The sequence below is a fragment of the Streptomyces sp. NPDC058092 genome (genome assembly GCF_042884935.1).
Classification (GTDB): domain Bacteria; phylum Actinomycetota; class Actinomycetes; order Streptomycetales; family Streptomycetaceae; genus Streptomyces.
Genome location: NZ_JBHVSY010000019.1, coordinates 26118 through 52330, shown reverse-complemented (window position 1 = coordinate 52330; position 26213 = coordinate 26118). Strand labels below are relative to the sequence as shown.

The window sequence follows — 26213 nt, the reverse complement described above, 5'->3', positions numbered from 1 at the left end:
CGTCCTCTCCGGAGGTGGCCGGGGCCGGGGTCAGTTGCCGACACGACGGCGCAGGTCCTGGAAGGCGGTGTAGTTGGCGATGACCTCGATGCGGCCGGGCGGGGCCTGCTGCACGGCCTCGTCGAGGTTCTCGCAGACCCGGAAGTCGAGACCGGCCACTTCGAGACGGACCGCGAGGTCCAGCTTGCGGTCGCCGAGCACGAAGATCGGGTGACCGGCGAGCTGGGTGTAGTCGACGTCCCACAGCCAGGAGGTGTCCGTGCCGTCCGCGCCGCGGGCGTTGACGGAGAGGATCACCGGAGTGGGCGGCGGGTCGATCAGGGAGAACGTCTCCAGCCAGCCCGCGGGGTTCTTCGCCAGCAGCAGCCGCAGCTCACGGCCGAGGAAGCCGACGACGTCGTAGCGGCCGGCGACGGCCTGCACCTGGTACATGCGCTCCAGCGCGACCTGCGGCGGCACACCGAAGACGGCGGCCACGGCGGCGGAGCTGGTGGCGTTGGCCCTGTTGGCGCGGCCGGGCAGCTGGAGGTGGATCGGCCACGCCGAACCGTGCGGGTCCAGGACGTAGTCGCCGTGCAGCACCCAGCTCGGCGCGGGGCGGCGGAAACCGCACTCGCCGCAGAACCAGTCGTCGCCGGGGCGCTGCATCACGCCGCCGCAGGACGGGCAGGACCAGGCGTCGTCCTTCCACGCCTGGCCGGCCGCGACCCACACCACATTGGGGGAGGAGGATGCCGCCCAGACGATCAGCGGGTCGTCGGCGTTCGCGACGATCACGGCCTTCGAACCGGACAGCCCCTCACGCCACTTCTCCGCGAGCATCCGGGTCTCCGCGGCGCGGTCCAGCTGGTCGCGGGAGAGGTTGAGGAGTGCGATCACCTTGGGCGTCGTATCGCGCGCGACCCCGGCGAGGTACTTCTCGTCGACCTCTATGACGCCGTACTTCGCGTCCGAGCCGCCCGCCAGTGCCGAGGTGATGCCCGCCGGCATGTTCGCGCCGAGAGCGTTGGACACGACCGGGCCCGCGGCCCGCAGCGCCTCGGCGATCAGCCGGGTCGTCGTCGTCTTGCCGTTCGTCGCCGACACGAGGATCACGTCCAGGTGCTGCGCCAGCCGCCCCAGCAGGTCGGGGTCGAGCTTGAGTGCCACCCGGCCGCCGATCACCGATCCGCTGCCGCGCCCCGCAGCGCGCGACACCGCCGCCGCGGCCTTACCCGCCGTCACGGCCAGCTTGGCCCGCGGCGACAGCGGCTCCGTGTTGCCTGCCATCGTCCTAGATCCTCCTTGCATCGGTCCACGCCCAGCCTATCGATGTCCGGCGCGGGGACCGCACCGCGGCACCGCCGGGAAGGTGGAGGTCACGTGGAACGTACGATTGCCGCCATGCGAAACCGCCCGATCCCCGGCAGTTCCGGACTGATTCGTGCCATGAGTCTGCTCGGTGACCCGGTGCTGCACGGTGCCTGCGAACCCGTCACGGACTTCGGCCCCTCGCTCGCCCGCCTCGTCGAGGACATGTACGCCACCATGTACGCGGCCCAGGGAGTCGGACTCGCGGCCAATCAGGTCGGCGTCCCACTGCGGGTGTTCGTGTACGACTGCCCGGACGACGACGACGTCCGTCACCTCGGGCATCTCGTCAACCCGAAGCTGGTCGAGGCGGACGGCATCACCCTACGCGGCCCGGAAGGGTGTCTTTCGCTGCCCGGCATCGAGGCAGGCACCCCGCGCTTCGACCGTGCCGTCGTCGAGGGCGTGACGGTCGAGGGCGAGCCGGTACGGGTCACCGGAACCGGCTTCTTCGCCCGTTGCCTGCAGCACGAGTGCGACCACCTCGAAGGCATGGTGTACACGGACCGGCTGACCGGGCTGCGCCGGTCGAGGGCGCTGCGCGCGGCCCGCCGGGCGCCCTGGGCGCGGGGCGGCTGACCGACAACCTCTCAGAATCCCGGGCCGCCGGGCCGGTCGCCCGCGTCGGCCAGCCTGCCCCACAGAAGATCCGCCAGGCTGCGCACCAACTGCTCGCGGGAGCAAGGGCGTTCGCCGAGCCACCAGTCGCCCGCGGCATGCATCATGCCGACGATGCCGTGGCCCCAGATGCGGGCCATGGCCTCGCTGTCCGGGCCGAGGTCCACCCGCTCGGCGATGACCAGGGCGAGTTCCTCGCCGAGCCGGCGCAGCAGTGGCGCGGAGTGCCGTCCGACGTCGAAACGCTGCTCCGTCGAGGGCGCGGAGTCGTCGGACGGGTGCATCAGGAAGCGGTAGACCTGCGGGCGGGCCTCGATCGCCGCGAGATAGGTGTCGAGCGTCGACTCCACGCGCCGACGGCGCTCGGCCGGTGCGTCGAGCGCCGCCCGCAGAGCGATCAGCAGGGCGTCGGTGTGGCGCTTGGCGAGGGCGCGGTAGAGGCCGCCCTTGTCGCCGAAGTGCCGGTAGAGGATGGGCTTGGTGATTCCGGCCTCCGCCGCGATGGCGTTCATCGAGGCGCCCGGCCCGTCCCTGAGCACCACGCGGTCGGCGGCTTCGAGCAGCTCGCGGCGGCGGCTCTCGGCCGCTGTCCGCTGCCGCTCGGCCTGTCGTGTGGTCTCCATGTCGCGTCTCCCCGCCCTGGCCATGCACATTGCGTCCTGCCTGCGCAACGTAACACCCTGCCCCGCGGCGTGTGGATCGGCACCCGAGCGGTTGACAGAGGCTACTTGTCGGTAACAGACTGCGGTTACCGCAAGTAACGAGTGGCTTTTTTCAGGGCAGTAGGTGGAGGGGAACATGGCGGAGTTCACGCTCGAACTCAACGATGACCAGAGGCAGGTCCGTGACTGGCTTCACGGCTTCGCCGCGGACGTGATCCGTCCGGCGGCTTCCGAGTGGGACGAGCGTGAGGAAACGCCCTGGCCCGTCATTCAGGAAGCGGCCAAGGTCGGCATCTACTCCCTCGACTTCTACGCCCAGCAGTTCTTCGACCCGACGGGCCTCGGCATCCCGATGGCGATGGAGGAGCTCTTCTGGGGGGACGCGGGCATAGCCCTCTCGATCGTCGGTACGGGCCTGGCGGCCGTGGGCGTCCTCGCCAACGGCACCGAGGAGCAGATCGGCACCTGGATCCCGCAGATGTACGGCGACGCCGACGACGTCAAGGTCGCGGCCTTCTGCTCCTCCGAGCCGGACGCGGGTTCCGACGTCGCCTCGATGCGCACCCGTGCGGTGTACGACCAGGCCAAGGACGAGTGGGTGCTGAACGGCACCAAGACCTGGGCGACCAACGGCGGCATCGCGGGCGTCCATGTCGTCGTCGCCGTGGTCGACCCGGAGCTCGGTTCCAAGGGGCACGCCTCGTTCATCGTGCCGCCGGACACCCCCGGTCTTTCTCAGGGCCAGAAGTTCAAGAAGCACGGCATCCGCGCCTCGCACACCGCCGAGGTCGTCCTGGAGGACGTCCGCGTCCCCGGCCACTGCCTGCTCGGCGGCAAGGAGAAGCTCGACCAGCGCCTGGCCCGGGCCCGCGAGCGCGCCGCGTCCGGTGGCGAGCGGGTGAAGAACGCGGCGATGGCCACCTTCGAGGCCTCACGCCCCGCGGTCGGCGCCATGGCGGTCGGCACCGCCCGTGCCGCGTACGAGGTCGCGCTGGAGTACGCGAAGACCCGCACCCAGTTCGGCCGGCCGATCATCGACAACCAGGGCGTCGCCTTCCAGCTCGCCGACATGCGTACGCAGATCGACGCGGCCCGGCTGCTGGTCTGGCGTGCCTCCTGGATGGCGACCACCGGCAAGCCTTTCACCTCGGCCGAAGGCTCCATGTCCAAGCTGTACGCGAGCGAGACGGCGCAGAAGGTCACCGCGCAGGCCGTCCAGATCCTCGGCGGCAACGGCTTCACCCGTGAGTACCCGGTGGAGCGGATGCACCGGGACGCGGCGATCTACACGATCTTCGAGGGTACGAGCGAGATCCAGCGCCTGGTGATCGCCCGCACCCTCTCGGGCATGCCGATCCGCTAGCGCGGGGCGGGGGTGGTGGTGTGCATGGTTCACGCTTGTGCGGCCCGCACCCCCGCGCCGGCTGTCCGGCATCGAGCGGCGGAACCGGTCAGGCGGGCAGCTGGGACTCGATGGCGGCGATGAGCTCCGGGGCCTCCGGCTCCGTGCGCGGGCGGAGGCGTGCGACCGGCTCGCCCCCCGGCGAGATGAGGAACTTCTCGAAGTTCCACTGGACGTCACCGGCCTCGCCGTCCTCGTCCGCGAGAGCGGTCAGCTCGACGTAGAGCGGGTGGCGGCCTTCGCCGTTCACGTCGGTCTTCTCCAGCAGCGGGAAGCTGACACCGTACGTCGTCGAGCAGAAGGTCTGGATCTCCTCCGCGCTCCCCGGCTCCTGGCCGGCGAACTGGTTGCACGGCACACCGAGCACGGTGAAGCCGCGGTCCCCGTACGCGTTCTGGAGCCGTTCCAGGCCCGCGTACTGCGGGGTGAGCCCGCACTTCGACGCCACGTTCACCAACAGGACCGCCCGGCCGCGGTAGTCGGCCAGGGATGCGGGCTCGCCGGTGAGCGTGCGCAGGGGGATGTCGTACAGCGTCATGAGGCTCTCCTTGTGAGGGTGGCTTTCACCGCCATTGTCGTGCCCACCGGTCGGTCATCACGAACCCGAACGCCTGAACGCGGGGATCAACGGATGCGCCGACGGCGTGGCCTACGAGGACGTGAACGGGCTCGCCGCCCGATCCGACGACCCTCGCGCGGCGCCGACCGCCTTGTAGTAGAGCGTCGTCGGTTTCAGGGTCCCGGCCGGGTCGGCGGCGTAGTCCGGAATCGAGCCGCACTCCGTCCAGCCCGCCGATCGGTAGAGCCGTTCGGCGGGGCTGTCGCTCTCGGTGTCCAGCACCAGCAGCGTGATCCCCTCCTCGGCGGCCGACCGCTCGGCAGCGGCCAGCAGTGACCGGCCGAGCCCCTGGCCGCGGGCCGACGGACGGACCATCAGCTTGGCGATCTCCGCGCGGTGACGGGCGTTCGGCAGCGGAGTCCGGACCAGGCCGATGGTCCCGGCCACCCGTTCCGCGTCCCGGGCGATCCAGACCCGGAGGTCTCCGGCGTCGACGGCGCCGGCCCTCTTCCGCCACCAGGCGGCGGCCGCGCCGCGGTCCAGCGGCGCGAGGAAACCCACCGACGATCCGCCGTCCACGGTTTCCACCAGGAGTGCGGCCAACTCGTCGGCATAGGTGATCAGTTCGGGTCCGGACACCGCAATGATCCCGGTCATGAGGCAGGCCCTCCCACGGCTCTCACGGTTTTCGCGGCTTTCACGGCAGGACGATCACCAGTGCGTAGCGGACCTGCTCCGGCCCCGGACAGTGGAAGCGCGAGGGGCCGCGCAGCAGGAAGCGCAGACAGTCGCCGCTGCGCACGGTGTGCGTGGTGCCGTCGACGGTGATCTCGACCGTCCCCTCCAGCACCCAGACATGCTGCTCCACGCCGGACACCGGCGCACTCTCGTACGCGATGGCGGCTCCCACGTCGAGGGTGCCCTCGATGACCTCCGCGCGCAGGCCGGTGTGGGGCGGCGAGACCGAGCGGCGTACGAAGCCCGACGCCTCGTCCCGCCACACCGATTGCCGCGCGGCGGGAACCAGTTGCGGTGCTTCCGCCTCGACCTCCGTCAGCAGCCGCGACATCGTCCGCCCGTAGACCGTGCACAACGTGCCGAGCAGGGCGGCGGTCGGGCTCAGCTCGCCCCGCTCCAGCCGGGACAGTGTGGAGCGGCTCACCCCGCTGCGCCGGGACAGTTCGTCCAGCGACCAGCCGCGTCCGGTACGCAGTTCGCCCAGCCGCGCGGCGAGCCGGGCGTCGACGGAGCCTGGCTCCGCCCGTTCGAAATCTCTCACATCAGGGATTATGTCCCTGATGTGAGAAAATCTGGGGAGCCACGGCCGGGACATCGTTCTTCTGCTGGCCGGGAGTTGTCGTGCCACGCTGGTTCGGCGAAGTCCCGGCGAGCCCACTCGGGGCCCGCCGGGTTGCTCTGCTGCCCGAGGAGACCGACATGGCCAGTGCCGGCAACGGGCCGAGCGTGGCGCGTGACACCACCCCGCCTTCGCGTCATCCCTTCCGGTACGGGTGGACCGCCTTCGCCGCGGTTCTGATGATCTTCGGCGGTGCGATGGCGGTCTTCGAGGGGATCGCGGCCATCACCAAGGACAACCTGTTCGTCGCAACCGACAACTACGTGTTCCGGTTCAGCCTCACGGGCTGGGGCTGGATCCACCTCATTCCGGGCATCGTCATCGTCCTCGCCGGCTGTGCGCTGTTGTTCAACGGAGCCGCCTGGGCGCGCGTCGTGGGTATCGTGCTCTTGGGCCTGGGCGCACTCGCCAACTTCCTGTGGCTGCCCTTCTACCCGTTCTGGTCCATCGTGCTCATCGCCATCAACGTCTTCATCCTCTGGGCGCTCTGCATGGGTCCGCAGCAGGAGGAGTGGACCTGACGCTTGCCGCTGGGGGCAGCCACCAGGAGGGTTCCGGCGGTGGTCAGGCCGCCAGCCGCCGGGGCGGGGGAGCCAGCAGGACGGCGATGTCCGCGGCTGTCCGGTCGGGGTGTGGGCGTTGGTGGCCGGCGTGAGCCGTCCGTTCTGCCGGACGACGAACAGCAGCCACAGCACCGCCCGCGCGCGACCACCATCCGTGGCGGCGAAGGACAGCGGGGGTACGGCTCGCACGGCTCGGCCAGGGGAGTGAACGGCGGTCAGTCCAATGGCGTAACGGGGACCGGGTCCTCCCGGATCCGCGGCCGAGATGCGTTCCGGTCCCACCGCTGCTGCAATGGCCAAGGACGTGGCCTCCGACGGAACCGGGGCAGTCGAGATGTCTGAAGGAGCTGACGTGAGCGGCGAGAGCGACGAGACAGGACCGATCGACTACCTGGTGGTCGAGTTTCCGGCGGGAAGCCGGATGACGGGAGAAGGACTGCCCCTGCTGGTCGACCTGGTCGACCGGGGCATCATCCGGATCCTGGATCTGACCTTCGTCAGGAAGAACCGGGACGGCACCATCGACGGCGTGGAACTCTCCGAGCTGACCGGGGACGGCGGTGCCGGCCTCGCCGTGTTCGAGGGGGTGTCCTCGGGCCTGATCGGCCAGGACGACATCGACGAGGCGAGCGCGATCCTCGAACCCGGCAGCGCTGCCGGAATCCTCATCTACGAGAACGTGTGGGCCGCACCGTTCGCGGCAGCCCTGCGCCGCTCCGGCGGACGCCTCGTCGCCAACGGGCGGATCCCGATCCACGAGGTCCTGGCCTCGCTCGACGTGGCCGAGTCCAGGGTCTGAAGACGCGGCCGAGTCCAGGGTCCGAACCCGTTCGCGGTCCCGTCGGGCCGCCCGTTCCCGCAGAGCCAGTCAAAGGAGATGTACCATGCCAGGCCTTCTTCGCGGCGTCGCCCGTACGGCGGTGATCGCCGGAACCGCCACCTCGGTCTCCAACCGGGTCTCCCGGCGGCAGGCAGGCCGCTGGGCACAGCAGGACGCCACCCGGGCCCAGCCGGCTCCGCCGCCTCCCGCTCCCACCGCCATGGCGCCGGAAGAAGAAATGAGCAACAAGATCGCCCAGCTCAAGGAGCTCGGTGACCTCAAGAGCCAAGGCGTGCTGAGCGACAGCGAGTTCCAGGCGCAGAAGGCCAGAATCCTCGCCTCCTGACCGGTCGGGAACGCGTCCGGGGCCGTACCCGGGTCACGTCCGCCTCACTGGCGCTTGTCGTCCCAGGGGGTGCCCATCCAGCTGTCGAAGGTACGGATCAGCGCCGACAGCGTGGCCGCGAGCCGCCAGTCGACCCAGGCGGCGTGGACATGGATCTCGTCGTCGTCCGACCGGAACTCCAGCGGGACCTCTGGGCCGGCCCGCCAGATGATGCGCCTCGGCCCGCGCGCCGCATCGCCGTTGCCGCTCAGGAGGCTGCCCACGCAGATGGCCACCTGGACGGGGAGCAGCAGCCACCACACGTACCACCAGAAGACCCGGCCCTTGAGGCCGACCGCCTCCGGGCAACCGGTCTGGGCGACCGTCCAGCGGGTCCGCAGCCCCTTGCCGGAGAGAGCCTTCTCGCGGACGAACGTGCCGATGAGCTCACCCTGCGCGCCCCACACCTGGTACGTGGCGACACCGTCGGCCGCCGACGCGGTGGACAGGGTGGCCAGCCGGGCCCGGCGTTCGGGGTCGGCCCACAGGACGAAGGAACGCACACCCGTCTTGCGGGCCTCCAGGTACGCCGGTATCCCGCCGGACGGCAGTTCGCGCTCCACATGGGCGACCACCCGGGACTCGCCGCCGGGTTCGTCGGCGAGCCTGACGACATGACCGATGGGCGCGACCGCCCCCGGCGCGGTGTCCCGTTCCGCCTTCTTGTCCTTCTTCGGCCGGGGGACCGGCTCCAATGTCAGCACGCTGCTCACTCGCGAACTCCTCCGTCGTGTGCCGTTCGACATGCGAAGTCGCAGAGTAGACGGGCGCCCTGAGAAGATCGATGCGTGGACTCCGCCGAACCGCTCCGCGAACCTCTGCCCGAATCCGGTCTTCCCGAGCCCCTGCCCGAGGACGGTCCGGCCGGCCCGTCCGCCCGCCGACGGGTGGTGCGCTGCCGCATGTGCGGTCGCCCGCTCACCGGTACGGAGTCCCGCCGCACCGGCCTCGGCCCCGCCTGCGACGCCAAACTGCACCCGGCGCCCCCGGACATCCGCACCCGCCGCCACGAGGTCGAACAGGACCCGCTGCCCGGCGTCTGAGCCGGGGCACGGCTACGCGCCGAGGCTGCGGAACAGCCCCTCCTGCACCACGGACACCAGCAGGTTGCCCCCGCGGTCGTAGATCCGGCCGCGCGCCAGTCCCCGTCCGCCGGTGGCGATCGGTGACTCCTGGTCGTAGAGGAACCATTCGTCCGCCCGGAACGGCCGGTGGAACCACATCGCGTGGTCCAGCGACGCCATGTCGAAACCGCGCGGGCCCCACAGCGGCTCCACCGGGATACGGACCGCGTCGAGCAGCGTCATGTCGCTGGCGTACGTCAGCGCGCAGGTGTGCACCAGCGGGTCGTCGCCCAGCGGGCCTACCGCGCGCATCCAGACCGCGCTGCGCGGGTCCGCGTCCTTGACCTCCTCCCGCGTCCAGCGCAGCCGGTCGACGTATCTGATGTCGAACGGCTGCCGACGGGACATCCGCTCCAGCGCCTCCGGAAGTGCCCCGAGGTGCTCGCGCACCTCCTCGGCGACGGACGGCAGCTCCTCGGGGTCGGGGGCCTCGCGGGCGGGCGGCAGCTGGTGCTCGAAGCCCGCCTCCTCCGGCCGGTGGAACGACGCCGTCAGATTGAAGATCGTCCGGCCCTGCTGGACGGCCGTGACCCGGCGGGTGGTGAACGACCGGCCGTCGCGGATGCGCTCGACGTCGTAGACGATCGGCACACCCGGACGCCCCGGACGCAGGAAGTAGGCGTGCAGCGAATGAACCGGCCGGTCCCCGTCGGTGGTACGGCCGGCCGCCACCAGGGCCTGTCCGGCGACCTGGCCGCCGAAGACCCGCTGAAGAGACTCCTCGGGGCTGCGCCCGCGGAAGATGTTGACCTCGATCCGCTCCAGGTCGAGGAGGTCGACCAGGCGCTCGGCGGGGTTCGTCATGCGGTTCGTCTCCACTCTCGCAGGGGTGCCGGATGCCCGGCGGGCGCGGTCACAGCTGGCCGACCGAGGTGACCCTGACGACCGCCCGGCCCTCCTCGTCGGAGGCGGCCAGGTCGATCTCCGCGCTGATGCCCCAGTCGTGGTCGCCGTTCGGGTCGGCGAAGGTCTGCCGCACCCGCCACAGACCGTGCGCGGCGTCCTCGTCGATCTTCAGCAGCTTCGGCCCGCGGGCGTCCGGGCCGGTGCCCAGATCGTCGTACTCGTCCCAGTAGGCGTCCATGGCGTCGCCCCACGCCTCCTCGTCCCAGCCCGCGTCGCCGTCCAGCTCACCGAGCTCGTGGACCTTGTCCAGCGCGGCCAGCTCCACCCGGCGGAACAACGCGTTGCGCACCAGCACCCGGAAGGCACGGGAGTTGGCTGTGACCGGCTTCACCTCGTCGGCCCGCTCCTGAGCCTCCTCGGCGGTCTCCACCTCCGGGTTGGCGAGCTGCTCCCACTCGTCGAGGAGACTGGAGTCCACCTGGCGGACCATCTCACCGAGCCAGGCGATCAGGTCCTGAAGGTCCTCGGACTTGATGTCGTCCGGGATGGTGTGCTCGAGCGCCTTGTACGCGCTCGCCAGATAGCGCAGCACGATGCCCTCGGTACGGGCCAGCTCGTAGTTCGAGGTGAACTCCGTGAACGTCATGGCGCGTTCGTACATGTCACGGATCACGGACTTCGGCGACACCGGGTGGTCGCCCACCCACGGGTGGCTCCTGCGGTACACGTCGTACGCGTGCCACAGCAGCTCGCTGAGCGGCTTCGGATACGTGACGTCCTGGAGCAGCTCCATCCGCTCCTCGTACTCGATACCGTCCGCCTTCATCTGCCCGACCGCTTCGCCGCGCGCCTTGTTCTGCTGCGCGGCGAGGATCTGCCGCGGGTCGTCGAGCGTCGACTCGACGACGGAGACCATGTCCAGCGCGTACGACGGCGACTCGCCGTCCAGCAGGTCGAACGCGGCCAGCGCGAATGTGGACAGCGGCTGGTTCAGCGCGAAGTTCTGCTGGAGATCGACGGTGAGCCGGACGATCCGGCCCTCCGCGTCCGGCTTGTCGAGCTGTTCCACGACGCCGCCGTCCAGCAGCGAGCGGTAGATCGCGATGGCCCGGCGGATGTGGCGCAGCTGCGCCCTGCGCGGCTCGTGGTTGTCCTCCAGCAGATGCCGCATCGCCTCGAAGGCGTTGCCGGGACGCGCGATCACGGACAGCAGCATCGTGTGCGTGACCCGGAAGCGGGAGGTCAGTGGCTCCGGATCGGACTGGATCAGCTTGTCGAAGGTGGTCTCCGACCAGGCGACGAAGCCCTCGGGGGCCTTCTTGCGGACCACCTTGCGCTTCTTCTTCGGGTCGTCGCCCGCCTTCTTGACGGCCTTCTCGTTCTCGATGACGTGCTCGGGCGCCTGCGCGACGACGAAGCCCGCCGTGTCGAAGCCGGCGCGGCCCGCGCGGCCGGCGATCTGGTGGAACTCACGGGCGCGCAGCGTACGGACGCGGGTGCCGTCGTACTTGGTGAGCGCCGTGAACAGCACCGTGCGGATGGGTACGTTGACGCCGACGCCGAGGGTGTCCGTACCGCAGATGACCTTCAGCAGACCCGCCTGGGCGAGCTTCTCCACCAGGCGCCGGTACTTCGGCAGCATGCCCGCGTGATGCACCCCGATGCCGTGGCGCACATAGCGGGAGAGGTTCTGGCCGAACTTGGTGGTGAAGCGGAAGTTGCCGATCAGATCGGCGATCTTCTCCTTCTCCTCCTTGGTGCACATGTTGATGCTCATCAGCGACTGCGCCCGCTCGACGGCCGCGGCCTGGGTGAAGTGCACGATGTACACCGGCGACTGCCTGGTCTCCAGGAGCTCGGTGAGGGTCTCGGTGATCGGGGTCAGCCGGTACTCGTAACTGAGCGGCACCGGCCGGGTCGCGGAGCGCACCACGGACGTGGGGCGGCCGGTGCGGCGGGTCAGGTCCTCCTCGAACATCCTGACGTCACCGAGCGTGGCCGACATCAGGACGAACTGGGCCTGCGGCAGCTCCAGGAGCGGGATCTGCCAGGCCCAGCCGCGGTCCGACTCGGCGTAGAAGTGGAACTCGTCCATCACGACCTGGCCGATGTCGGCGTACTTCCCGTCACGCAGCGCGATGGACGCCAGGACCTCGGCCGTGCAGCAGATCACCGGGGCGTCGGCGTTGACGGAGGCGTCGCCGGTGAGCATGCCGACGTTCTCCGTACCGAACAGCTTGCACAGGTCGAAGAACTTCTCCGAGACCAGTGCCTTGATCGGCGCGGTGTAGAAGGTGACCTTGTCCTGGGCCAGCGCCGTGAAGTGCGCAGCCGCCGCGACCAGGCTCTTTCCGGAGCCGGTCGGGGTGGAAAGGATCACATTCGCGCCGGAGACCACCTCGATCAGCGCCTCCTCCTGAGCGGGATAGAGGGTGATGCCCTGCGTCTCGGTCCATGACGAGAAAGCCTCGAAGAGGGCGTCGGGGTCGTCGGTCGGGGGCAGCTGATCGATAAGGGTCACGCCCCCCATCTTGCCTGCCTTCCGCCCGGATGAGGGAACCGGACGACCATATGAAGATCACGGACGATACGCTGCCCACTCAACTCGGCCGTGTCTGGGCGGCGATGGCAGCAGGACAACTTTGGGGGCGGGAAGAACCATGATGGGACCGGCACACTCTCTGTCAGGGGCAGCGGCCTGGCTGGGGGTGGGCGCGGCGGCGGCGGCCGCCGGCCACGCGATGCCGTGGCCCGTCCTGGTCGTCGGTGCCCTGATCACCGCCGGAGCCGCGCTCGCCCCGGACCTCGACCACAAGTCCGCGACCATCTCGCGCGCCTTCGGGCCGGTCTCCCGGGGGCTCTGCGAGATCGTCGACAAGCTCTCGCACACCGTCTACAAGGCGACCCGGGGCTCCGGCGACCCGCGCAGGAACGGCGGTCACCGGACCCTGACGCACACCTGGCTGTGGGCGGTCCTGATCGGCGGCGGGGCCTCCGGCGCGGCGATCACCGGCGGCCGGTGGGCGGTCCTGGCGATCCTCTTCGTCCACCTGGTGCTCGCCGTCGAAGGACTGCTGTGGCGGGCCGCCCGGATGTCCAGCGACGTCCTGGTGTGGCTGCTCGGCGCGACGAGCGCCTGGATACTGGCCGACGTCCTGGACAAGCCGGGCAACGGCTCGGACTGGCTGTTCAGCGCCCCCGGGCAGGAGTACCTGTGGCTGGGGCTGCCGATCGTGCTCGGTGCGCTCGTCCACGACATCGGCGACGCGCTGACCGTCTCCGGCTGCCCGATCCTGTGGCCCATCCCGCTGGGCCGTAAGCGCTGGTACCCGATCGGGCCGCCGAAGGGCATGCGGTTCCGGGCCGGCAGCTGGGTGGAGCTGAAGGTGCTGATGCCGGTGTTCATGGTGCTCGGGGGACTGGGCGGGGCGGCTGCGCTGAACTTCATCTGACCGACGTACCCCGGACGAGAGCGTCGCCCGGATCGTGCGGGCCTCGCGGCGGGACCGGGCGTCGTCGCCGCGGTCCGTCACGAGGTGGCAGCCCTCGGTGGCGGCACACACCGCGGCGGCATGCCGGCGCGCTGTTCGTCGCGGAAGAGTGAGAACCTCGCATCGGCTTATCGGTCGGAGTTCAGGATCTTGCCGGTGCCGAGGAGCAGGGCGACCATTCCGCGGTTGTCCTCCCGGTCACCGAGGTCGAGGAACCTGATCCGTAGCCGAATGATCTCCACCCGGCCCGGGTACTCGGCGAGTACGAACAGGGTGCTGCGGCGTGCGTACTCGCGCTCGTGCGGTGAGCCGCCCGCTTGGTGCGTGGTCAGGAAGCCCACGTCGCGAACCGCGATGTTCTCCAGGCGGGACTGCAGGTCGAAGGCCGCCCGGAGGAGAGATCCGTGGTAGCGGCTCATGACGTCCTGCCGCTGCTCGGACCGGGCGCGCCCGGCGGACCTGTGCGCCAACTCGGCACTCATCAAGGCCTGTTTCCGCGTCGCTCGACCACTGAGCGCAACACCGGCGAGCGCGACCACACCCCAGATGCAGGCCACCACAAGTTCGGCACTCATGCAGCGACGGCCGCGGGTGGTGCCCCGGGGCTGTCCGGTGCGCCGATCCGCCCGAAGCCGCCCGGGTGCGCGCGTACTCCACTCAGCCGTGCCAGGACCGCCACAGCGCCGCATAAGCACCGTCCGCCGCCACCAGCTCGTCATGGCTGCCCAGTTCACTGATCCGGCCGCTCTCGACGACCGCGATCACATCCGCGTCGTGCGCGGTGTGCAGCCGGTGGGCGATCGCCACGACCGTACGGCCCTCCAGTACCCGGGCCAGCGACCGCTCCAGATGCCGGGCGGCCCGCGGGTCCAGCAAGGACGTCGCCTCGTCCAGCACCAACGTGTGCGGATCGGCCAGGACCAGCCGGGCCAGTGCGATCTGCTGGGCCTGAGCAGGTGTCAGCGCCAGACCGCCGGAGCCGACCTCGGAGTCCAGCCCGTCCTCCAGCGCCCTCGCCCAGCCGTCCGCGTCGACCGCCGCGAGCGACGCCCACAGCTCGGCGTCCCCGGCACCGGCGCGGGCCAGCAGGAGGTTGTCCCGCAGCGAACCGACGAACACATGGTGCTCCTGGTTGACCAGCGCCACATGCGTACGTACATGCTCCGCCTTCATCCGCGACAACTCCGCACCACCGAGCGTCACTTCACCCGTGCGCGGCGCGTAGATCCCGGCAAGCAGCCGGCCCAGCGTGGACTTTCCGGCCCCGGACGGGCCGACGAGCGCCAGGCGCGTACCCGGCGCGACGTCCAACGACACCCGGTGCAGGACATCCAGCCCGGCGCGGTAGCCGAAGCGCACCTCCTCGGCGCGTACGTCCCGGCCGTCCGGGACCACCTCCGCGTCGCCCGCGTCCGGTTCGATGTCCCGGACGCCCACCAGCCGGGCCAGCGACACCTGAGCGATCTGCAACTCGTCGTACCAGCGCAGGATCAGGCCGATCGGATCGACCATCATCTGCGCCAGCAGCGCCCCCGTCGTCAGCTGCCCCACGGTCAGCCAGCCCTCGATGACGAACCAGCCGCCGAGCATCAGCACCGCGCCGAGAATCGTCACGTAGGTGGCGTTGATGACGGGGAAGAGCACGGAACGCAGGAAGAGTGTGTACCGCTCCCACGCGGTCCATTGCCGGATGCGCGTGTCCGACAGCGCCACCCGGCGCGCACCCAGCCGGTGCGCCTCCACGGTCCGTCCGGCATCCACGGTCTCCGCGAGCATCGCCGCGACCGCGGCGTATCCGGCGGCCTCCGAACGGTACGCGGACGGAGCCCGTTTGAAGTACCAGCGGCAGCCGGTGATCAGGACCGGCAGAGCGATCAGCACCGAGAGCGCCAGCGGCGGAGCCGTCGCGGTGAGCGCGGCCAGCAACAGCCCCGCCCACACCACACCGATCGCCAGCTGCGGCACGGCCTCGCGCATCGCGTTGGCCAGCCGGTCGATGTCCGTGGTGATCCTGGAGAGCAGGTCACCCGTCCCGGCGCGCTCCAGCACGCCCGGCGGCAGCCCGACCGACCGTACGAGGAAGTCCTCGCGCAGATCGGCCAGCATCTCCTCACCGAGCATCGCGCTGCGCAGACGCATCAGCCGGGTGAAGACCGTCTGCACGATCAGGGCGAGCGCGAACACCCCGGCGGTGCGCTCCAGATGGAGGTCGGTGACGCCGTCGGAGAGATCCTCGACCAGCCCGCCCAGCAGATACGGGCCGGTGATCGAGGCGGTCACCGCGATGGTGTTGAACGTGACGAGCACGGCGAACGGCCCGCGGTGGCGCCGCAGCAGCTCCCGTACGTAGCTCCGTACGGTGGCGGGGGTGCCGACCGGCAGGGTCGTCGCCGACTCCGGTGCCGCCGGGTCGTACGCCGGTTCTGCGACGCCGATCATGCCCGTTCCTCGATTTCCTCGATCGTCCTGAGTGTGCCCTGAGCTGCCGGGACTGTGGTCTCGTCGTCCGTCTCGCGCGTTACGACCGCCCGGTAGCGGAGGTCCGTACGCAGCAGTTCACGGTGTGCGCCGACCGCGACGACCGTGCCGCCGTGCACCAGCACCACCCGGTCCGCCAGGTCGAGCAGCAGCGGCGACGAGGCGAACGCCACGGTCGTACGGCCCTGACGCAGACCCTTGATTCCGGCGGCGACCCGGGCCTCCGTGTGCGAGTCGACGGCGGAGGTCGGCTCGTCGAGAACCAGTACCTCCGGGTCGGTCACCAAGGAGCGGGCCAGGGCGAGCCGCTGGCGCTGACCACCCGAGAGCGAACGCCCGCGTTCGGTGATGCGTGTCGTCATGGGGTCGCCGTCCGTGGCGACGGACGCCTGGGCCAACGAGTCCAGCACGTCACCGCACTGGGCGGCGGACAGCGCGTCCTCGGCGGACACCCGTCCCGAGGCCGGAACATCGAGCAGCTCGCGCAGCGTGCCGGAGAGCAGGACCGGGTCCTTGTCCTGGACCAGTACCGCGGTCCGGGCGGAGTCCAGCGGGAGTTCGTCCAGCGGTACGCCACCGAGCAGGACGGACGGGGGCCTCCGCTCCGTCGTGATGCCGTCCGTGGAGGCGCGCCTGCCGTTCTCCGGCCCGTTGCGGTCCGCCCCGCGCGTCGAGTCCTTCGGCGCGTTCCTGTCCGCGTCCGCGTTCCCGTCCTCGTTCCCGGTCGCGGCGCCGTCCTCATGCGCGTGTCCGCCGAGCCGTTCGGCCAGCCGGCCCGCCTCGTCCGGATCGCCGCAGACCACCGCGGTGAACAGGCCCGACGGGGCCATCAGCCCGGTGACCGGGTCGTACAGATCGCCGGTCGGTGCGGCGTCGACGGTCGAGGGCCGGTCCGTGCGGTGCAGCGACAGCACCCGGACCGCGCGCTTGGCGGAGGGCCGTGAGAAGGAGTACGCCATCGCGATCTCCTCGAAGTGGCGCAGCGGGAACAGCAACAGCGTCGCCGCGCTGTACACCGTGACCAGCTGACCGACCTCGATCCGGCCGTCGCGGGCCAGCGTCGCCCCGTACACGACCAGCGAGATGAGCAGCACGCCCGGCAGGAGCACCTGGATCGCCGAGATCAGCGACCACATCCGCGCACTGCGCACCGCGGCCTTGCGGACCTCCTGCGAGGCGCGCCGGTAGCGGCCGAGGAACAGCTCCTCGCCGCCGATCCCGCGCAGTACCCGCAGTCCGGCGACGGTGTCCGAGGCCAGCTCGGTGGCCTTGCCCGCCTTCTCGCGCTGGAGGTCGGCCCGCCGGGTGGCCCGGGGGAGCAGCGGCAGCACGGCCAGGGCCAGCAACGGCATGGCGAGTGTCACCAGGATGCCCAGCGACGGCAGATAGAGGATGAGCCCCGCGCAGATCAGCACGAGGGCGGCAGCGGCCGCGGCGAAGCGGGAGAGTGCCTCGACGAACCAGCCGATCTTCTCCACGTCACCGGTGGAGACCGCGACGACCTCGCCCGCGGCGACCCGGCGGGTCAGCGCCGAGCCGAGCTCCGCGGTCTTACGGGCCAGCAGCTGCTGCACGCGCGCGGCGGCGGTGATCCAGTTGGTGATGGCGGTCCGGTGGAGCATGGTGTCGCCCAGCGCGATCAGCACACCCAGGACCGCGATCAGGCCGCCCGCCCACGCGAGGCGGCTGCCGGAACGGTCGATGACGGCCTGCACGGCGAAGCCGACGGCAGGTGGCAGTCCGGCCAGGGAACACTGGTGCAACAGCCCCCAGGACAGTGACTTGAGCTGACCGCGGAGCTGATTGCGGCCGAGCCAGATCAGGAAACGTGGGCCCGACCGGACATCGGGATCGCCAGGATCCGAGTACGGAAGATCGCGAATCTGCATGACGTCCCATGGGTCGGTGTATGCCGGTTTGTTCGGTGAATGACTCAAACCGTGCAAGGTTTACCCCGGGAGGTCCGTCGGAGCAATCGATTTTCTCCACGAACGGCACCTTTCACGCCATGGCCGCGAGCGGGCGGGCGGCGGGAAAGCACTGCGGGGCCCGTCCCGGCCCGGCTCAACCGGGCCGGGACGGGCCCCCGCAATTCCTTTCAACCCTCGCGCCGGCCGGTCAGGCCTTCGCCGGACCCTCCGGATCCTTCGAATCCATGCCGGAGCGGGCCTTCTTCCACTCACCGCGCGTGAAGTCCGGAATCTGCTGCGGCGCGCCCTTCGCCTTGATGGACAGATGGCTGAGCGGCACGGGCGACGTCCACGTCGCCGCGTCGTACACATCGAAGTCGGGGACGAGACCGAGCCGCATGCACTGCATCAGCCGGAACACCAGCATGTAGTCCATGCCGCCGTGACCGCCGGGCGGGTTGGCATGCGCCTTCCACAGCCAGTGGTCCCACTGCGTGTACTTGGAGAAGTCGCCCCAGTTGTCGTCGGTGTGGTCGGGCTCGATGTAGATACGGGCCGGATAGTCCTCGAAGACACCCTTCGTACCGCCGAGGCTGTTGATCCGCGAGTACGGATGGGGAGTGGACACATCGTGCTCCAGCCGGATGACCCGTCCCTTGGCGGTCTGGACGAGACTGATCGTCCGGTCGCTCTCGATATAGGTCTCCTTCCAGCTCGGATCACCGGCCGGCATGTGCTTCTTGCGGTACTCGGCGAGCCCCAGGGACGGGGAACCCACACTGGTGATGCTCACCGCACGGTCGCCACGGTTGATGTCCATGTAGTTGGCGACAGGACCGAAGCCGTGGTTGGGGTAGAGATCGCCACGCAACCGGGTGTGCCACAGCCTGCGCCAGGGCCCTTCGTAGTACCCCGGATCGAACATCAGGCCGCGCAGATCGTGGTTGTATGCGCCCGCGCCGTGCAGCAGATCACCGAAGAGCCCGGCATGCGCCATGCGCAGTACCCGCATCTCGTTGCGCCCGTAACAGCAGTTCTCCAGCTGCATGCAGTGGCGTCGGGTGCGCTCCGAGAGATCGACCAACTCCCACAGCTGATCGAGCTGGAGAGCGATGGGACACTCCACGCCGACATGCTTGCCGTTCAGCAGAGCGGTCTTCGCCATCTCGAAGTGGAAGTCCCAGGGCGTCGCCACATAGACGAAGTCGATGTCCCCGCGCTTGCAGAGATTCTCGTAGTCGTCCTCGCCGTTGGTGTAGACGGCGGGGGCCGGCTGACCCGCGGCGGTCACCTTCGCGGCCGCCCGTTCCGCCTTGGCCTTGACCGGGTCGCAGACGGCGACGACCTGCACGCCGCCGACGGCGAGAAAGAGGTCGATCATGCTGCCACCGCGGTTGCCGAGGCCGACCAGGCCGACCCGTACGGTGGAACGCCGGTCGAACGGCACCCCCACCATGGTTTTCCCCTGGCGCTTCGGGGCGGCCGCCTGATCCGGCTGTGCCGCGGCAGCGGCCTCCGGGCTCCGACCGGGGGTGGCGGCGGCCGCGGTGCCGCTGCCGAGACCGCCGAGTGCGATCCCGGCACCGGCCACCGTTGCGGTCGTCCACAGGACCGAGCGGCGGCTCACCGAGCCGTCGTCGTCGTCCCGTGTACCGTCGTCGTTCTGCTGTGCTGCGTCGTTCATCGATCCTCCAGAAGGGGGGTCTGACGTGCGCGGCTGTTGAATGAACCTCGGTAAGGACCCTGGTAGTTGGTATTGCTGATGCGCAAGGGGAGCGATTGGACTCCTGTGTCGAAACCATGGACTTTTGTGGGCATGCAGAAGCCGGGCGGGCTCGGAATCCGAGCCCGCCCGGCGATTGGGTACAGCGGCGATGGTTCAGGGAAGCCCGGGGTGGTCCGGGGCAGTCCGGGGCAGGACGATCGGTACCGTCAGGCGACCGAGGGACGGGGCGGTCACCGGACGGCCCCGAGATCAGCGCACAACGGCCCCCGGACGCGTCGCACGCTCCAGCTCCATCAGCACCGAGTAGTACGAGTGCCCCGTGGCCCGGTCCATCCCGATCTCGCACATCCGGTTGGCCGAAAGATACGCGTCGTACTCCCGCGCGTTCACCTCGGCGGCCTCCTTCGCCGTCGCGGAGGCCGTCAACTCCTTGTGCAGCATGCCGCGGTCGCCCGCGAAGGCGCAGCACCCGGCGTCGTCGGGGATCACGACCTCCTCCGCACAGGCCTCCGCGACCGCGCGCAACTGCTCCACGTCGTCCAGATGCTGCATGGAACACGTCGGATGCAGGACCGCCGAACTGATCTTCCGGAGGACGGTCAGCTCGGGAAGCAGTTCGTCGGCCGCCCAGACGAGGGAGTCGACAATGGTCAGCTCCCGGTGCAACTCCCGGTTGTCGTCGGTGAGATAAGGCACCACCTCATGGGCGATGCCCAGCGTGCACGACGAGGCGTCGACGACCAGCGGCAGCTTTCCGCCCGCCGTCCAGCCCCAGGCCGCCTCCACGATGCGGTTGGCCATCACGGCATTGCCCTCGTCGTACCCCTTGGAGTGCCAGATCGTCGCGCAGCACGTGCCCGCGACATCGTCCGGGATCCATACCGGCTTTCCGGCGCGGGCGGAGATGGCGACGACCGCCTGCGGCAGCGACGGGCCACGATGGCCCTCGGGCCCGCCGAAGATACGGTTCACACACGCCGGGTAATAGACCGCGCTCGCCCCGACACGGGAAGTACGGGGCAGCTTTCGGGCGGCGGCACCGGGGATCTCGGGCAGCCACTCGGGCACCAGATCGGGGCGTACGGCCTTGCGGGCGAGCCCGGTGATGGTCTCCAGCGGCCCGTCGCCGAGCCGGTCGCCGATCCGGTCGGCCGCGGCGACCGCGACCCGGGCCGCGGCCTCCACCGCCTTGAAGTTCTTCGCCGTGAGTGCCGCGATGCGCTCCTCGCGCGGCGAGTGCCGCTGGTGGCGGAAGTCCTTCATCATGGCGCCGGTGTCGATGCCGACCGGACAGGCCAGCTTGCAGGTCGAGTCGCCCGCGCAGGTGTCGACGGCGTCGTAGCCGTACGCGTCGAGCAGCTGCGTCTCCACCGGGGAGCCGCCGGGCTGCCGCATCATCTCCCGGCGCAGCACGATCCGTTGGCGCGGCGAGGTGGTCAGGTCGTGGCTGGGGCAGGTGGGTTCGCAGAAGCCGCACTCGATGCAGGGGTCGGCGATCGGCTCGACCTCGGGGATGGTCTTCAGCCCGCGCAGATGGGCCTTCGGGTCGCGGTCGAGGACGATGCGGGGCGCCAGCACCCCGTCGGGGTCGATGATCTGCTTCGTGCGCCACATCAGCTCGGTCGCCTTCGGACCCCACTCCAGCTCCAGGAAGGGGGCGATATTACGGCCGGTGGCGTGCTCCGCCTTCAGGGAGCCGTCGAAGCGGTCCACCGTCAGCCGGCAGAAGTCGTCCATGAAAGCGGCGTAGCGGTCGACGTCGGACGGCTTCGCCGCGTCGAAAGCTAGCAGGAAGTGCAGATTGCCGTGCGCCGCGTGACCGGCGACTGCGGCGTCGAAGCCGTGCTCCGCCTGAAGTCCGAGCAGGGCCTCGCAGGCGTCGGCCAGTCGGGAGGGCGGCACCGCGAAGTCCTCGGTGATCAGCGTCGTACCCGAGGGCCGGGAGCCGCCGACCGCGGTGACGAATGCCTTGCGGGCCTTCCAGTAGCCCGAGATGACCTTGGCATCGCGGGTGAACTCATTGGTCACCGACGCCACGGGGGCCACCAGGTCGAGTCCTTCGACGACCACTGCCGCCGCCCGCTCGTAGGCCTCCTGGCCGGCCTCGTCCGGAGCCCGGAACTCCACCAGCAGCGCCGTGGTCTCCTTGGGCAGCTCGGCCCAGTCGGCGGGCACGCCCTGGACGCTCACCGACGCACGCAGCGTATTGCCGTCCATCAGCTCGACGGCGATCGCCCCCGCCTCGTTGAAGCCCGGAACGGCGGCCGCCGCCGCGGTCAGCGAGGGGAAGAACAGCAGGGCGGTGGAGACGCGGCGCTCCAGCGGCAGGGTGTCGAAGACGACCTCGGAGATGAAGCCGAAGGTGCCCTCGGAGCCGACCATCAGACCGCGCAGGATCTGCACGGGCGTCGAGCCGTCCAGGAAGGCGTCGAGCCGGTAGCCGTTGGTGTTCTTGATCTCGTACTTGGCACGGATCCGGGCGGTGAGCCCGGCATCCGCCTCGATCTCCGCCTTCAGCGCCAGCAGCCCCTCGCACAGCCGCGGCTCCGCACGGGCCAGGTCCTCGTCCGCCGCGGGGTCCCCGGTGTCGACGACCGTGCCGCTCGGCAGCACGAAGGAGAGGGAGGAGACGGTGCGGTACGAATTGCGGGTCGTCCCCGCGGTCATTCCGGAGGCGTTGTTGGCGACGACTCCGCCGACCGTGCACGCGATGGCGCTGGCCGGGTCGGGCCCCAGCAGCCGACCGTGCCGGGCGAGGGTGGCGTTGGCGCGCAGGATCGTCGTCCCGGGACGGATGCGGGCCCGCGCGCCGCCGTCCAGGACCTCGATGCCCGCCCAGTGGTGGCGTACGTCGACGAGGATGTCCTCGCCCTGGGCCTGGCCGTTCAGGCTGGTGCCGGCCGCGCGGAAGACGACCTCGCGGCCCTTGCCGTGCGCGTACGACAGGATCGCCGAGATGTCGTCGATGTCCTCCGGGACCACGACGACCTGGGGGACGAACCGGTAGGGACTGGCGTCGGAGGCGTACTTCACCAGGTCGGAGACCTTCCACAGCACCTTCTCCGGGCCCAGCAGGTCGATCAGCTCGCCGCGCAGCGGTTCGGGCGTCCCCGGAGCCTGCCGGTCGGGGACCCGGTCCACGGACGGGGTGCGCACCGCAGCGGGGCGGAGTGCTTCCGGCTTCGGCTCCAGCAGTGGCATGTCGAGCTCTCCTCGGCGGTTCTGTACTTGTGTGTGCTTGTACGGTTCGGTTCGGTTCGGTACGGCGATGGCACGCACGTGGCACCCCTCGGGCGAACGCGCGTCCCCGCCGGTTCAGCAGCGGCGCTCCGGCATTCCGTTGACCAGGGCGGACAACAGCCCGCCGAGCACCTCGCGCTGATCCGCGGTCAATGGAGCCAGGATCTCCTCTGCGGCGGCCCGGCGCGCGTCGCGCAGTGACCGGAGGGTGGTGAGACCCTCCTCGGTGATCTCGATCCGGACCACTCGCCGGCTGTCCGGATCGGGGGCGCGGCGCACCCGGCCGCTGGCCTCCAGGCCGTCGACCAGGCTGGTCACGGCGCGTGGGACGACGTCCAGCCGCTGCGCGAGATCGGCCATCCGGGGAGGGCCGTCGTAATGCGCGACGGTGCGGAGCAGCCGGAACTGTGCGGGAGTGATACCGATCGGCTCCAGCTGGCGGCTCTGAATCCGCTGAAGTCTGCGGGTCACCCGCAGCAGCTGCTCGGCAAGCACGCCATCGGCATCGGAGGAGTTCATGGCCGAACAGTATCAGGACCTTGTGCATTGTGAGCATAGGTAACAATGAGCTATGCTCTCAAAAGCTTCGAGTTCCCGGATTTGAGACGAGTTGCCGCACGCCCGACGCACGCCTGACGAAGGAGCCCATGAAACCCGACGAAATCACCTGGACACCCCCGCCCCGGGACGGGAGCGGCCCGCCCGCCGAGCTGCGCCGCATCCTGCGCCTCTTCCACCCCTACCGGGGCCGCCTCGCCCTGGTCGGACTGCTCGTGGGCGCCTCGTCGCTGGTGTCGGTCGCCTCGCCGTTCCTGCTGCGCGAAATCCTGGACACCGCCATCCCGCAGGGGCGTACCGGACTGCTGTCGCTGCTCGCCCTCGGCATGATCCTCACCGCCGTGATGAACAGCGTCTTCGGCGTCCTGCAGACCCTGATCTCCACCACGGTCGGCCAGCGCGTCATGCACGATCTGCGCACCGCTGTCTACGCCCAGCTGCAGCGGATGCCGCTCGCCTTCTTCACCAGGACCCGCACCGGTGAGGTGCAGTCCCGCATAGCCAATGACATCGGCGGCATGCAGGCGACCGTCACCTCCACCGCGACGTCACTGGTCTCCAACCTCACCGCGGTCATAGCCACGGTCGTCGCCATGCTGGCGCTCGACTGGCGGCTCACCCTCGTCTCGCTCCTCCTGCTGCCGGTCTTCGTCTGGATCAGCCGCCGGGTCGGCCGTGAGCGCAAGAAGATCACCACCCGGCGGCAGAAGCAGATGGCGGCCATGGCGGCCACGGTCACGGAATCGCTGTCCGTCAGCGGCATCCTGCTGGGCCGGACGATGGGCCGGGCGGACTCCCTCACCCAGGGATTCGCAGAGGAGTCCGAGAAGCTGGTCGATCTCGAAGTGCGCTCCAGCATGGCCGGGCGGTGGCGGATGTCGACGATCGGTATCGTCATGGCCGCCATGCCCGCCGTCATCTACTGGGCAGCGGGCCTCGCCCTGCAGTCCGGCGGCCCCGCCGTCTCCATCGGCACGCTCGTCGCCTTCGTCTCCCTCCAGCAGGGCCTCTTCCGGCCCGCCGTGAGCCTGCTCTCCACCGGCGTGCAGATGCAGACGTCCCTCGCACTCTTCCAGCGGATCTTCGAGTACCTCGACCTCGAAGTGGACATCACCGAACCCGAGAACCCCGTCCGACTGGACAGGATCCGCGGCGAGATCCGCTTCGAGGACGTCGACTTCAGCTACGACGAGAGGAGCGGTCCGACCCTGAGCGGCATCGATGTGACCGTTCCGGCCGGCGGCAGCCTGGCAGTCGTCGGCCCCACCGGGTCCGGCAAGTCCACGCTCAGCTATCTGGTGCCCAGGCTCTACGACGTCACCGGCGGCCGGGTCACGCTCGACGGTGTCGACGTACGCGATCTGGACTTCGACACCCTGGCCCGGGCCGTGGGCGTGGTCTCCCAGGAGACCTACCTCTTCCACGCCTCGGTCGCCGACAACCTTCGCTTCGCCAAGCCGGACGCAACCGACGCCGAAATAGAGGCGGCTGCCCGTGCGGCGCAGATCCACGACCACATCGCCTCACTGCCCGACGGCTACGACACCCTGGTCGGTGAACGCGGCTACCGCTTCTCGGGCGGCGAGAAACAGCGCCTGGCCATCGCCCGTACGATCCTGCGCGACCCGCCCGTCCTCGTACTCGACGAGGCGACGAGCGCCCTCGACACCCGTACGGAATTCGCCGTGCAGGAAGCGATCGACGCGCTCTCCGCAGGGCGCACCACCATCACCATCGCGCACCGTCTCTCCACCGTCCGCGACGCCGACCAGATCGTCGTCCTGGACAGCGGCCGTACCGCGGAGCGCGGCAGCCATGACGAACTCCTCCACCAGGACGGGCGCTACGCCGCCCTGGTCCGGCGGGACACCCAACTGGCGCCCGCGACAAGCTGATCGGCGGGGTCGGGCGTGACCCGCCGAGGCTGTACACGCGGCGACGCCGCCGCTCCCGTGGGACGGGGAGCGACGGCGCCGGGCGAAGCGATGGTCAGACGAGCCAACCCACGAAGTGGACGATGCCGGCGAGCAGGTTGGTGATGAGGTTCATTTGGTGTTTCTCCTCGTACATGGTGCATCTACGGGACAGCGCAGTCGCGGTCTGCAGCCCGTCGCTTGCGCCCTGTAATCATCATCCGCCGCGGGGGAGTTGAGCAACGAATGGCGAAACGATCACGCGTTCCAGCGAACACCCGATCCCCAGTTCGTGTGTTCTGCTCGTGGGTGTGGGGCCGTGTCGTCCAGGTGGGCGTTCCGGACAGCGGGATAGCGTGCCCGCATGGTGAACCAGTCCCCGGACACCCCGCCCCGCCGCACTCTCCGCCCGGCCCGGCGCGGCCGTCTGGTGCTGCTCATCGGCTTCGTCCTCGCCGTGGCGGCCGCCGTTCTCGTACCACTGCTCCTGCGGGGGCCGAAGGTCGAACGGGTCCACCCCTTGGTGGTCCCCGAGGGCCGGCGGGCGTCCCAGGTGTACGGCGCGGTCGACAGGACCCTGGCCGTCGCATCCGGCACCACCGAGAAGGCCGTCGGTACGGCGGATCTGCCGCTCCCGGCCGCGGCGAAGGGGAATCCCGAGGGCTACCTCTTCCCGGCGACGTACCCCATCACCTCCGACACCACCCCGCAGAGCCTGCTCAGGTACATGGTCGACACGGCGGTCGAGCGATTCGGCGCGGACCACATCACCGCAGGCGCGCGGCGCAACGGCGTCTCGGTGTACCAGACGGTGACGATCGCGAGCATCGTGCAGGCCGAAGCGGACACCGAGCGCGACATGGGCAAGGTCGCCCGGGTCATCTGCAACCGGCTCGACCGGGGCATGCCGCTCCAGATGGACTCCACGCTCAACTACGCGCTGAACCGCAGCACCCTGCACACCACCACCGGCGACACGAAGATCGACAGCCCCTACAACAGCTACGAGCGCAAGGGCCTGCCGCCCACACCCATCGGGAACCCGGGGGAGCAGGCGATGGTGGCAGCGATCACGCCCACGCCCGGACCGTGGTTGTACTTCGTCACGGTTGCGCCGGGGGACACGCGCTTCACCAGCAGTTATACGGAACAGCAGAGGAACGTGGAGGAGTTCAACCGCAGGCGCCGCAGCGCGTCCGGCAGCTGAGCAC

23 protein-coding genes are annotated in these 26213 nt (G+C 70.0%); 9 read left to right on the top strand and 14 right to left on the bottom strand.

Annotated elements, in window-relative coordinates:
* Nucleotides 1-30: 30 nt before the first annotated feature.
* Nucleotides 31-1269, bottom strand: a complete 1239-nt coding sequence (locus ACFVV1_RS27620; protein WP_389994338.1) for a MurT ligase domain-containing protein — start codon at nucleotides 1267-1269, stop codon at nucleotides 31-33.
* A 114-nt stretch (nucleotides 1270-1383) separates the two neighbouring features.
* Here ACFVV1_RS27620 and def point away from each other — a divergent pair, with 114 nt between their 5' ends.
* Entirely contained in the window at nucleotides 1384-1929 is a 546-nt protein-coding gene (gene def, locus ACFVV1_RS27615; RefSeq protein WP_389994335.1) for a peptide deformylase, read from the top strand.
* A gap of 11 nt (nucleotides 1930-1940) precedes the next feature.
* Here the strand turns inward: def and ACFVV1_RS27610 are convergent, their stop codons facing one another.
* Nucleotides 1941-2591: a TetR family transcriptional regulator gene (locus tag ACFVV1_RS27610; RefSeq protein WP_389994333.1), complete on the bottom strand. Its 651-nt coding sequence runs from the start codon at nucleotides 2589-2591 to the stop codon at nucleotides 1941-1943.
* 175 nt (nucleotides 2592-2766) lie between these two features.
* Between ACFVV1_RS27610 and ACFVV1_RS27605 the strand changes: the two genes are divergently transcribed.
* Nucleotides 2767-3993 (top strand): acyl-CoA dehydrogenase family protein, encoded by a 1227-nt coding sequence (locus tag ACFVV1_RS27605; protein WP_389994331.1) that lies wholly within the window; start codon nucleotides 2767-2769, stop codon nucleotides 3991-3993.
* Nucleotides 3994-4081: 88 nt separating this feature from the next.
* Here the strand turns inward: ACFVV1_RS27605 and ACFVV1_RS27600 are convergent, their stop codons facing one another.
* The 3 genes from ACFVV1_RS27600 to ACFVV1_RS27590 all read right to left on the bottom strand — a co-directional run bounded on the left by ACFVV1_RS27600 (nucleotide 4082) and on the right by ACFVV1_RS27590 (nucleotide 5870).
* A complete protein-coding gene (locus ACFVV1_RS27600; protein WP_389994329.1) occupies nucleotides 4082-4570 on the bottom strand; it encodes a glutathione peroxidase in 489 nt (162 codons plus the stop codon).
* A gap of 111 nt (nucleotides 4571-4681) precedes the next feature.
* Nucleotides 4682-5248, bottom strand: coding sequence for a GNAT family N-acetyltransferase (locus ACFVV1_RS27595; RefSeq protein WP_389994327.1), 567 nt, complete (start codon nucleotides 5246-5248; stop codon nucleotides 4682-4684).
* Between the two features lie 40 nt (nucleotides 5249-5288).
* Nucleotides 5289-5870, bottom strand: a complete 582-nt coding sequence (locus tag ACFVV1_RS27590) for a helix-turn-helix domain-containing protein (RefSeq protein ID WP_389994325.1) — start codon at nucleotides 5868-5870, stop codon at nucleotides 5289-5291.
* Nucleotides 5871-6127: 257 nt separating this feature from the next.
* Here ACFVV1_RS27590 and ACFVV1_RS27585 point away from each other — a divergent pair, with 257 nt between their 5' ends.
* The 3 genes from ACFVV1_RS27585 to ACFVV1_RS27575 all read left to right on the top strand — a co-directional run bounded on the left by ACFVV1_RS27585 (nucleotide 6128) and on the right by ACFVV1_RS27575 (nucleotide 7677).
* Nucleotides 6128-6469 carry a hypothetical protein gene (locus ACFVV1_RS27585; protein ID WP_389994606.1) on the top strand — a complete coding sequence of 114 codons (342 nt, stop codon included), beginning with the start codon at nucleotides 6128-6130 and terminating at the stop codon, nucleotides 6467-6469.
* A 394-nt stretch (nucleotides 6470-6863) separates the two neighbouring features.
* Nucleotides 6864-7310 (top strand): DUF6325 family protein, encoded by a 447-nt coding sequence (locus ACFVV1_RS27580; RefSeq protein ID WP_389994323.1) that lies wholly within the window; start codon nucleotides 6864-6866, stop codon nucleotides 7308-7310.
* Nucleotides 7311-7395: 85 nt separating this feature from the next.
* Nucleotides 7396-7677 carry an SHOCT domain-containing protein gene (locus tag ACFVV1_RS27575; protein ID WP_389994321.1) on the top strand — a complete coding sequence of 94 codons (282 nt, stop codon included), beginning with the start codon at nucleotides 7396-7398 and terminating at the stop codon, nucleotides 7675-7677.
* Nucleotides 7678-7721: 44 nt separating this feature from the next.
* On the opposite strand, the gene ACFVV1_RS27570 is transcribed toward ACFVV1_RS27575, so the two are convergent.
* Nucleotides 7722-8429 carry a hypothetical protein gene (locus ACFVV1_RS27570; protein ID WP_389994319.1) on the bottom strand — a complete coding sequence of 236 codons (708 nt, stop codon included), beginning with the start codon at nucleotides 8427-8429 and terminating at the stop codon, nucleotides 7722-7724.
* 75 nt (nucleotides 8430-8504) lie between these two features.
* On the opposite strand from ACFVV1_RS27570, the gene ACFVV1_RS27565 reads away from it, so the two are divergent.
* Nucleotides 8505-8759 (top strand): DUF6011 domain-containing protein, encoded by a 255-nt coding sequence (locus ACFVV1_RS27565; RefSeq protein ID WP_389994317.1) that lies wholly within the window; start codon nucleotides 8505-8507, stop codon nucleotides 8757-8759.
* 12 nt (nucleotides 8760-8771) lie between these two features.
* Here ACFVV1_RS27565 and ACFVV1_RS27560 read toward each other — a convergent pair whose 3' ends face one another.
* Both ACFVV1_RS27560 and ACFVV1_RS27555 read right to left on the bottom strand, forming a co-directional pair.
* Nucleotides 8772-9644, bottom strand: coding sequence for an acyl-CoA thioesterase (locus ACFVV1_RS27560; RefSeq protein WP_389994315.1), 873 nt, complete (start codon nucleotides 9642-9644; stop codon nucleotides 8772-8774).
* 49 nt (nucleotides 9645-9693) lie between these two features.
* Nucleotides 9694-12207, bottom strand: coding sequence for a DEAD/DEAH box helicase (locus ACFVV1_RS27555; RefSeq protein ID WP_389994312.1), 2514 nt, complete (start codon nucleotides 12205-12207; stop codon nucleotides 9694-9696).
* A gap of 139 nt (nucleotides 12208-12346) precedes the next feature.
* Between ACFVV1_RS27555 and ACFVV1_RS27550 the strand changes: the two genes are divergently transcribed.
* The gene (locus ACFVV1_RS27550; protein WP_389994311.1) at nucleotides 12347-13138 is read left to right on the top strand and encodes a metal-dependent hydrolase; all 792 of its coding nucleotides are present in this window, start codon (nucleotides 12347-12349) and stop codon (nucleotides 13136-13138) included.
* Nucleotides 13139-13305: 167 nt separating this feature from the next.
* Here ACFVV1_RS27550 and ACFVV1_RS27545 read toward each other — a convergent pair whose 3' ends face one another.
* The 6 genes from ACFVV1_RS27545 to ACFVV1_RS27520 all read right to left on the bottom strand — a co-directional run bounded on the left by ACFVV1_RS27545 (nucleotide 13306) and on the right by ACFVV1_RS27520 (nucleotide 23050).
* Nucleotides 13306-13752, bottom strand: coding sequence for a hypothetical protein (locus tag ACFVV1_RS27545; protein ID WP_389994308.1), 447 nt, complete (start codon nucleotides 13750-13752; stop codon nucleotides 13306-13308).
* 82 nt (nucleotides 13753-13834) lie between these two features.
* Nucleotides 13835-15616 carry an ABC transporter ATP-binding protein gene (locus tag ACFVV1_RS27540; RefSeq protein ID WP_389994306.1) on the bottom strand — a complete coding sequence of 594 codons (1782 nt, stop codon included), beginning with the start codon at nucleotides 15614-15616 and terminating at the stop codon, nucleotides 13835-13837.
* Nucleotides 15613-17544: an ABC transporter transmembrane domain-containing protein gene (locus tag ACFVV1_RS27535; RefSeq protein ID WP_389994303.1), complete on the bottom strand. Its 1932-nt coding sequence runs from the start codon at nucleotides 17542-17544 to the stop codon at nucleotides 15613-15615. Before ACFVV1_RS27535 ends, ACFVV1_RS27540 begins: the two co-directional genes overlap by 4 nt.
* Nucleotides 17545-17773: 229 nt before the next feature.
* Nucleotides 17774-19249: a Gfo/Idh/MocA family protein gene (locus tag ACFVV1_RS27530; protein ID WP_389994300.1), complete on the bottom strand. Its 1476-nt coding sequence runs from the start codon at nucleotides 19247-19249 to the stop codon at nucleotides 17774-17776.
* Between the two features lie 291 nt (nucleotides 19250-19540).
* Nucleotides 19541-22492: an FAD-binding and (Fe-S)-binding domain-containing protein gene (locus ACFVV1_RS27525; protein WP_389994297.1), complete on the bottom strand. Its 2952-nt coding sequence runs from the start codon at nucleotides 22490-22492 to the stop codon at nucleotides 19541-19543.
* A 114-nt stretch (nucleotides 22493-22606) separates the two neighbouring features.
* The gene (locus ACFVV1_RS27520) at nucleotides 22607-23050 is read right to left on the bottom strand and encodes a MarR family winged helix-turn-helix transcriptional regulator (protein ID WP_389994295.1); all 444 of its coding nucleotides are present in this window, start codon (nucleotides 23048-23050) and stop codon (nucleotides 22607-22609) included.
* A 128-nt stretch (nucleotides 23051-23178) separates the two neighbouring features.
* On the opposite strand from ACFVV1_RS27520, the gene ACFVV1_RS27515 reads away from it, so the two are divergent.
* The gene (locus tag ACFVV1_RS27515; RefSeq protein WP_389994293.1) at nucleotides 23179-24984 is read left to right on the top strand and encodes an ABC transporter ATP-binding protein; all 1806 of its coding nucleotides are present in this window, start codon (nucleotides 23179-23181) and stop codon (nucleotides 24982-24984) included.
* A 382-nt stretch (nucleotides 24985-25366) separates the two neighbouring features.
* Nucleotides 25367-26209 carry an endolytic transglycosylase MltG gene (gene mltG, locus ACFVV1_RS27510; RefSeq protein ID WP_389994291.1) on the top strand — a complete coding sequence of 281 codons (843 nt, stop codon included), beginning with the start codon at nucleotides 25367-25369 and terminating at the stop codon, nucleotides 26207-26209.
* Nucleotides 26210-26213: the final 4 nt, after the last annotated feature.

What these genes read in the sequence shown, in the direction of transcription:
- ACFVV1_RS27540 (WP_389994306.1), bottom strand. Translation starts at nt 15,616, where the DNA reads ATGATCGGCGTCGCAGAACCGGCGTACGACCCGGCGGCACCGGAGTCG.
- ACFVV1_RS27530 (WP_389994300.1), bottom strand. Translation starts at nt 19,249, where the DNA reads ATGAACGACGCAGCACAGCAGAACGACGACGGTACACGGGACGACGAC.
- ACFVV1_RS27610 (WP_389994333.1), bottom strand. Translation starts at nt 2,591, where the DNA reads ATGGAGACCACACGACAGGCCGAGCGGCAGCGGACAGCGGCCGAGAGC.
- ACFVV1_RS27605 (WP_389994331.1), top strand. Translation starts at nt 2,767, where the DNA reads ATGGCGGAGTTCACGCTCGAACTCAACGATGACCAGAGGCAGGTCCGT.
- ACFVV1_RS27550 (WP_389994311.1), top strand. Translation starts at nt 12,347, where the DNA reads ATGATGGGACCGGCACACTCTCTGTCAGGGGCAGCGGCCTGGCTGGGG.
- ACFVV1_RS27535 (WP_389994303.1), bottom strand. Translation starts at nt 17,544, where the DNA reads ATGCAGATTCGCGATCTTCCGTACTCGGATCCTGGCGATCCCGATGTC.
- ACFVV1_RS27520 (WP_389994295.1), bottom strand. Translation starts at nt 23,050, where the DNA reads ATGAACTCCTCCGATGCCGATGGCGTGCTTGCCGAGCAGCTGCTGCGG.
- ACFVV1_RS27595 (WP_389994327.1), bottom strand. Translation starts at nt 5,248, where the DNA reads ATGACCGGGATCATTGCGGTGTCCGGACCCGAACTGATCACCTATGCC.
- ACFVV1_RS27515 (WP_389994293.1), top strand. Translation starts at nt 23,179, where the DNA reads ATGAAACCCGACGAAATCACCTGGACACCCCCGCCCCGGGACGGGAGC.
- ACFVV1_RS27545 (WP_389994308.1), bottom strand. Translation starts at nt 13,752, where the DNA reads ATGAGTGCCGAACTTGTGGTGGCCTGCATCTGGGGTGTGGTCGCGCTC.
- mltG (WP_389994291.1), top strand. Translation starts at nt 25,367, where the DNA reads ATGGTGAACCAGTCCCCGGACACCCCGCCCCGCCGCACTCTCCGCCCG.
- ACFVV1_RS27620 (WP_389994338.1), bottom strand. Translation starts at nt 1,269, where the DNA reads ATGGCAGGCAACACGGAGCCGCTGTCGCCGCGGGCCAAGCTGGCCGTG.
- ACFVV1_RS27560 (WP_389994315.1), bottom strand. Translation starts at nt 9,644, where the DNA reads ATGACGAACCCCGCCGAGCGCCTGGTCGACCTCCTCGACCTGGAGCGG.
- ACFVV1_RS27585 (WP_389994606.1), top strand. Translation starts at nt 6,128, where the DNA reads ATGATCTTCGGCGGTGCGATGGCGGTCTTCGAGGGGATCGCGGCCATC.
- ACFVV1_RS27575 (WP_389994321.1), top strand. Translation starts at nt 7,396, where the DNA reads ATGCCAGGCCTTCTTCGCGGCGTCGCCCGTACGGCGGTGATCGCCGGA.
- ACFVV1_RS27600 (WP_389994329.1), bottom strand. Translation starts at nt 4,570, where the DNA reads ATGACGCTGTACGACATCCCCCTGCGCACGCTCACCGGCGAGCCCGCA.
- ACFVV1_RS27525 (WP_389994297.1), bottom strand. Translation starts at nt 22,492, where the DNA reads ATGCCACTGCTGGAGCCGAAGCCGGAAGCACTCCGCCCCGCTGCGGTG.
- def (WP_389994335.1), top strand. Translation starts at nt 1,384, where the DNA reads ATGCGAAACCGCCCGATCCCCGGCAGTTCCGGACTGATTCGTGCCATG.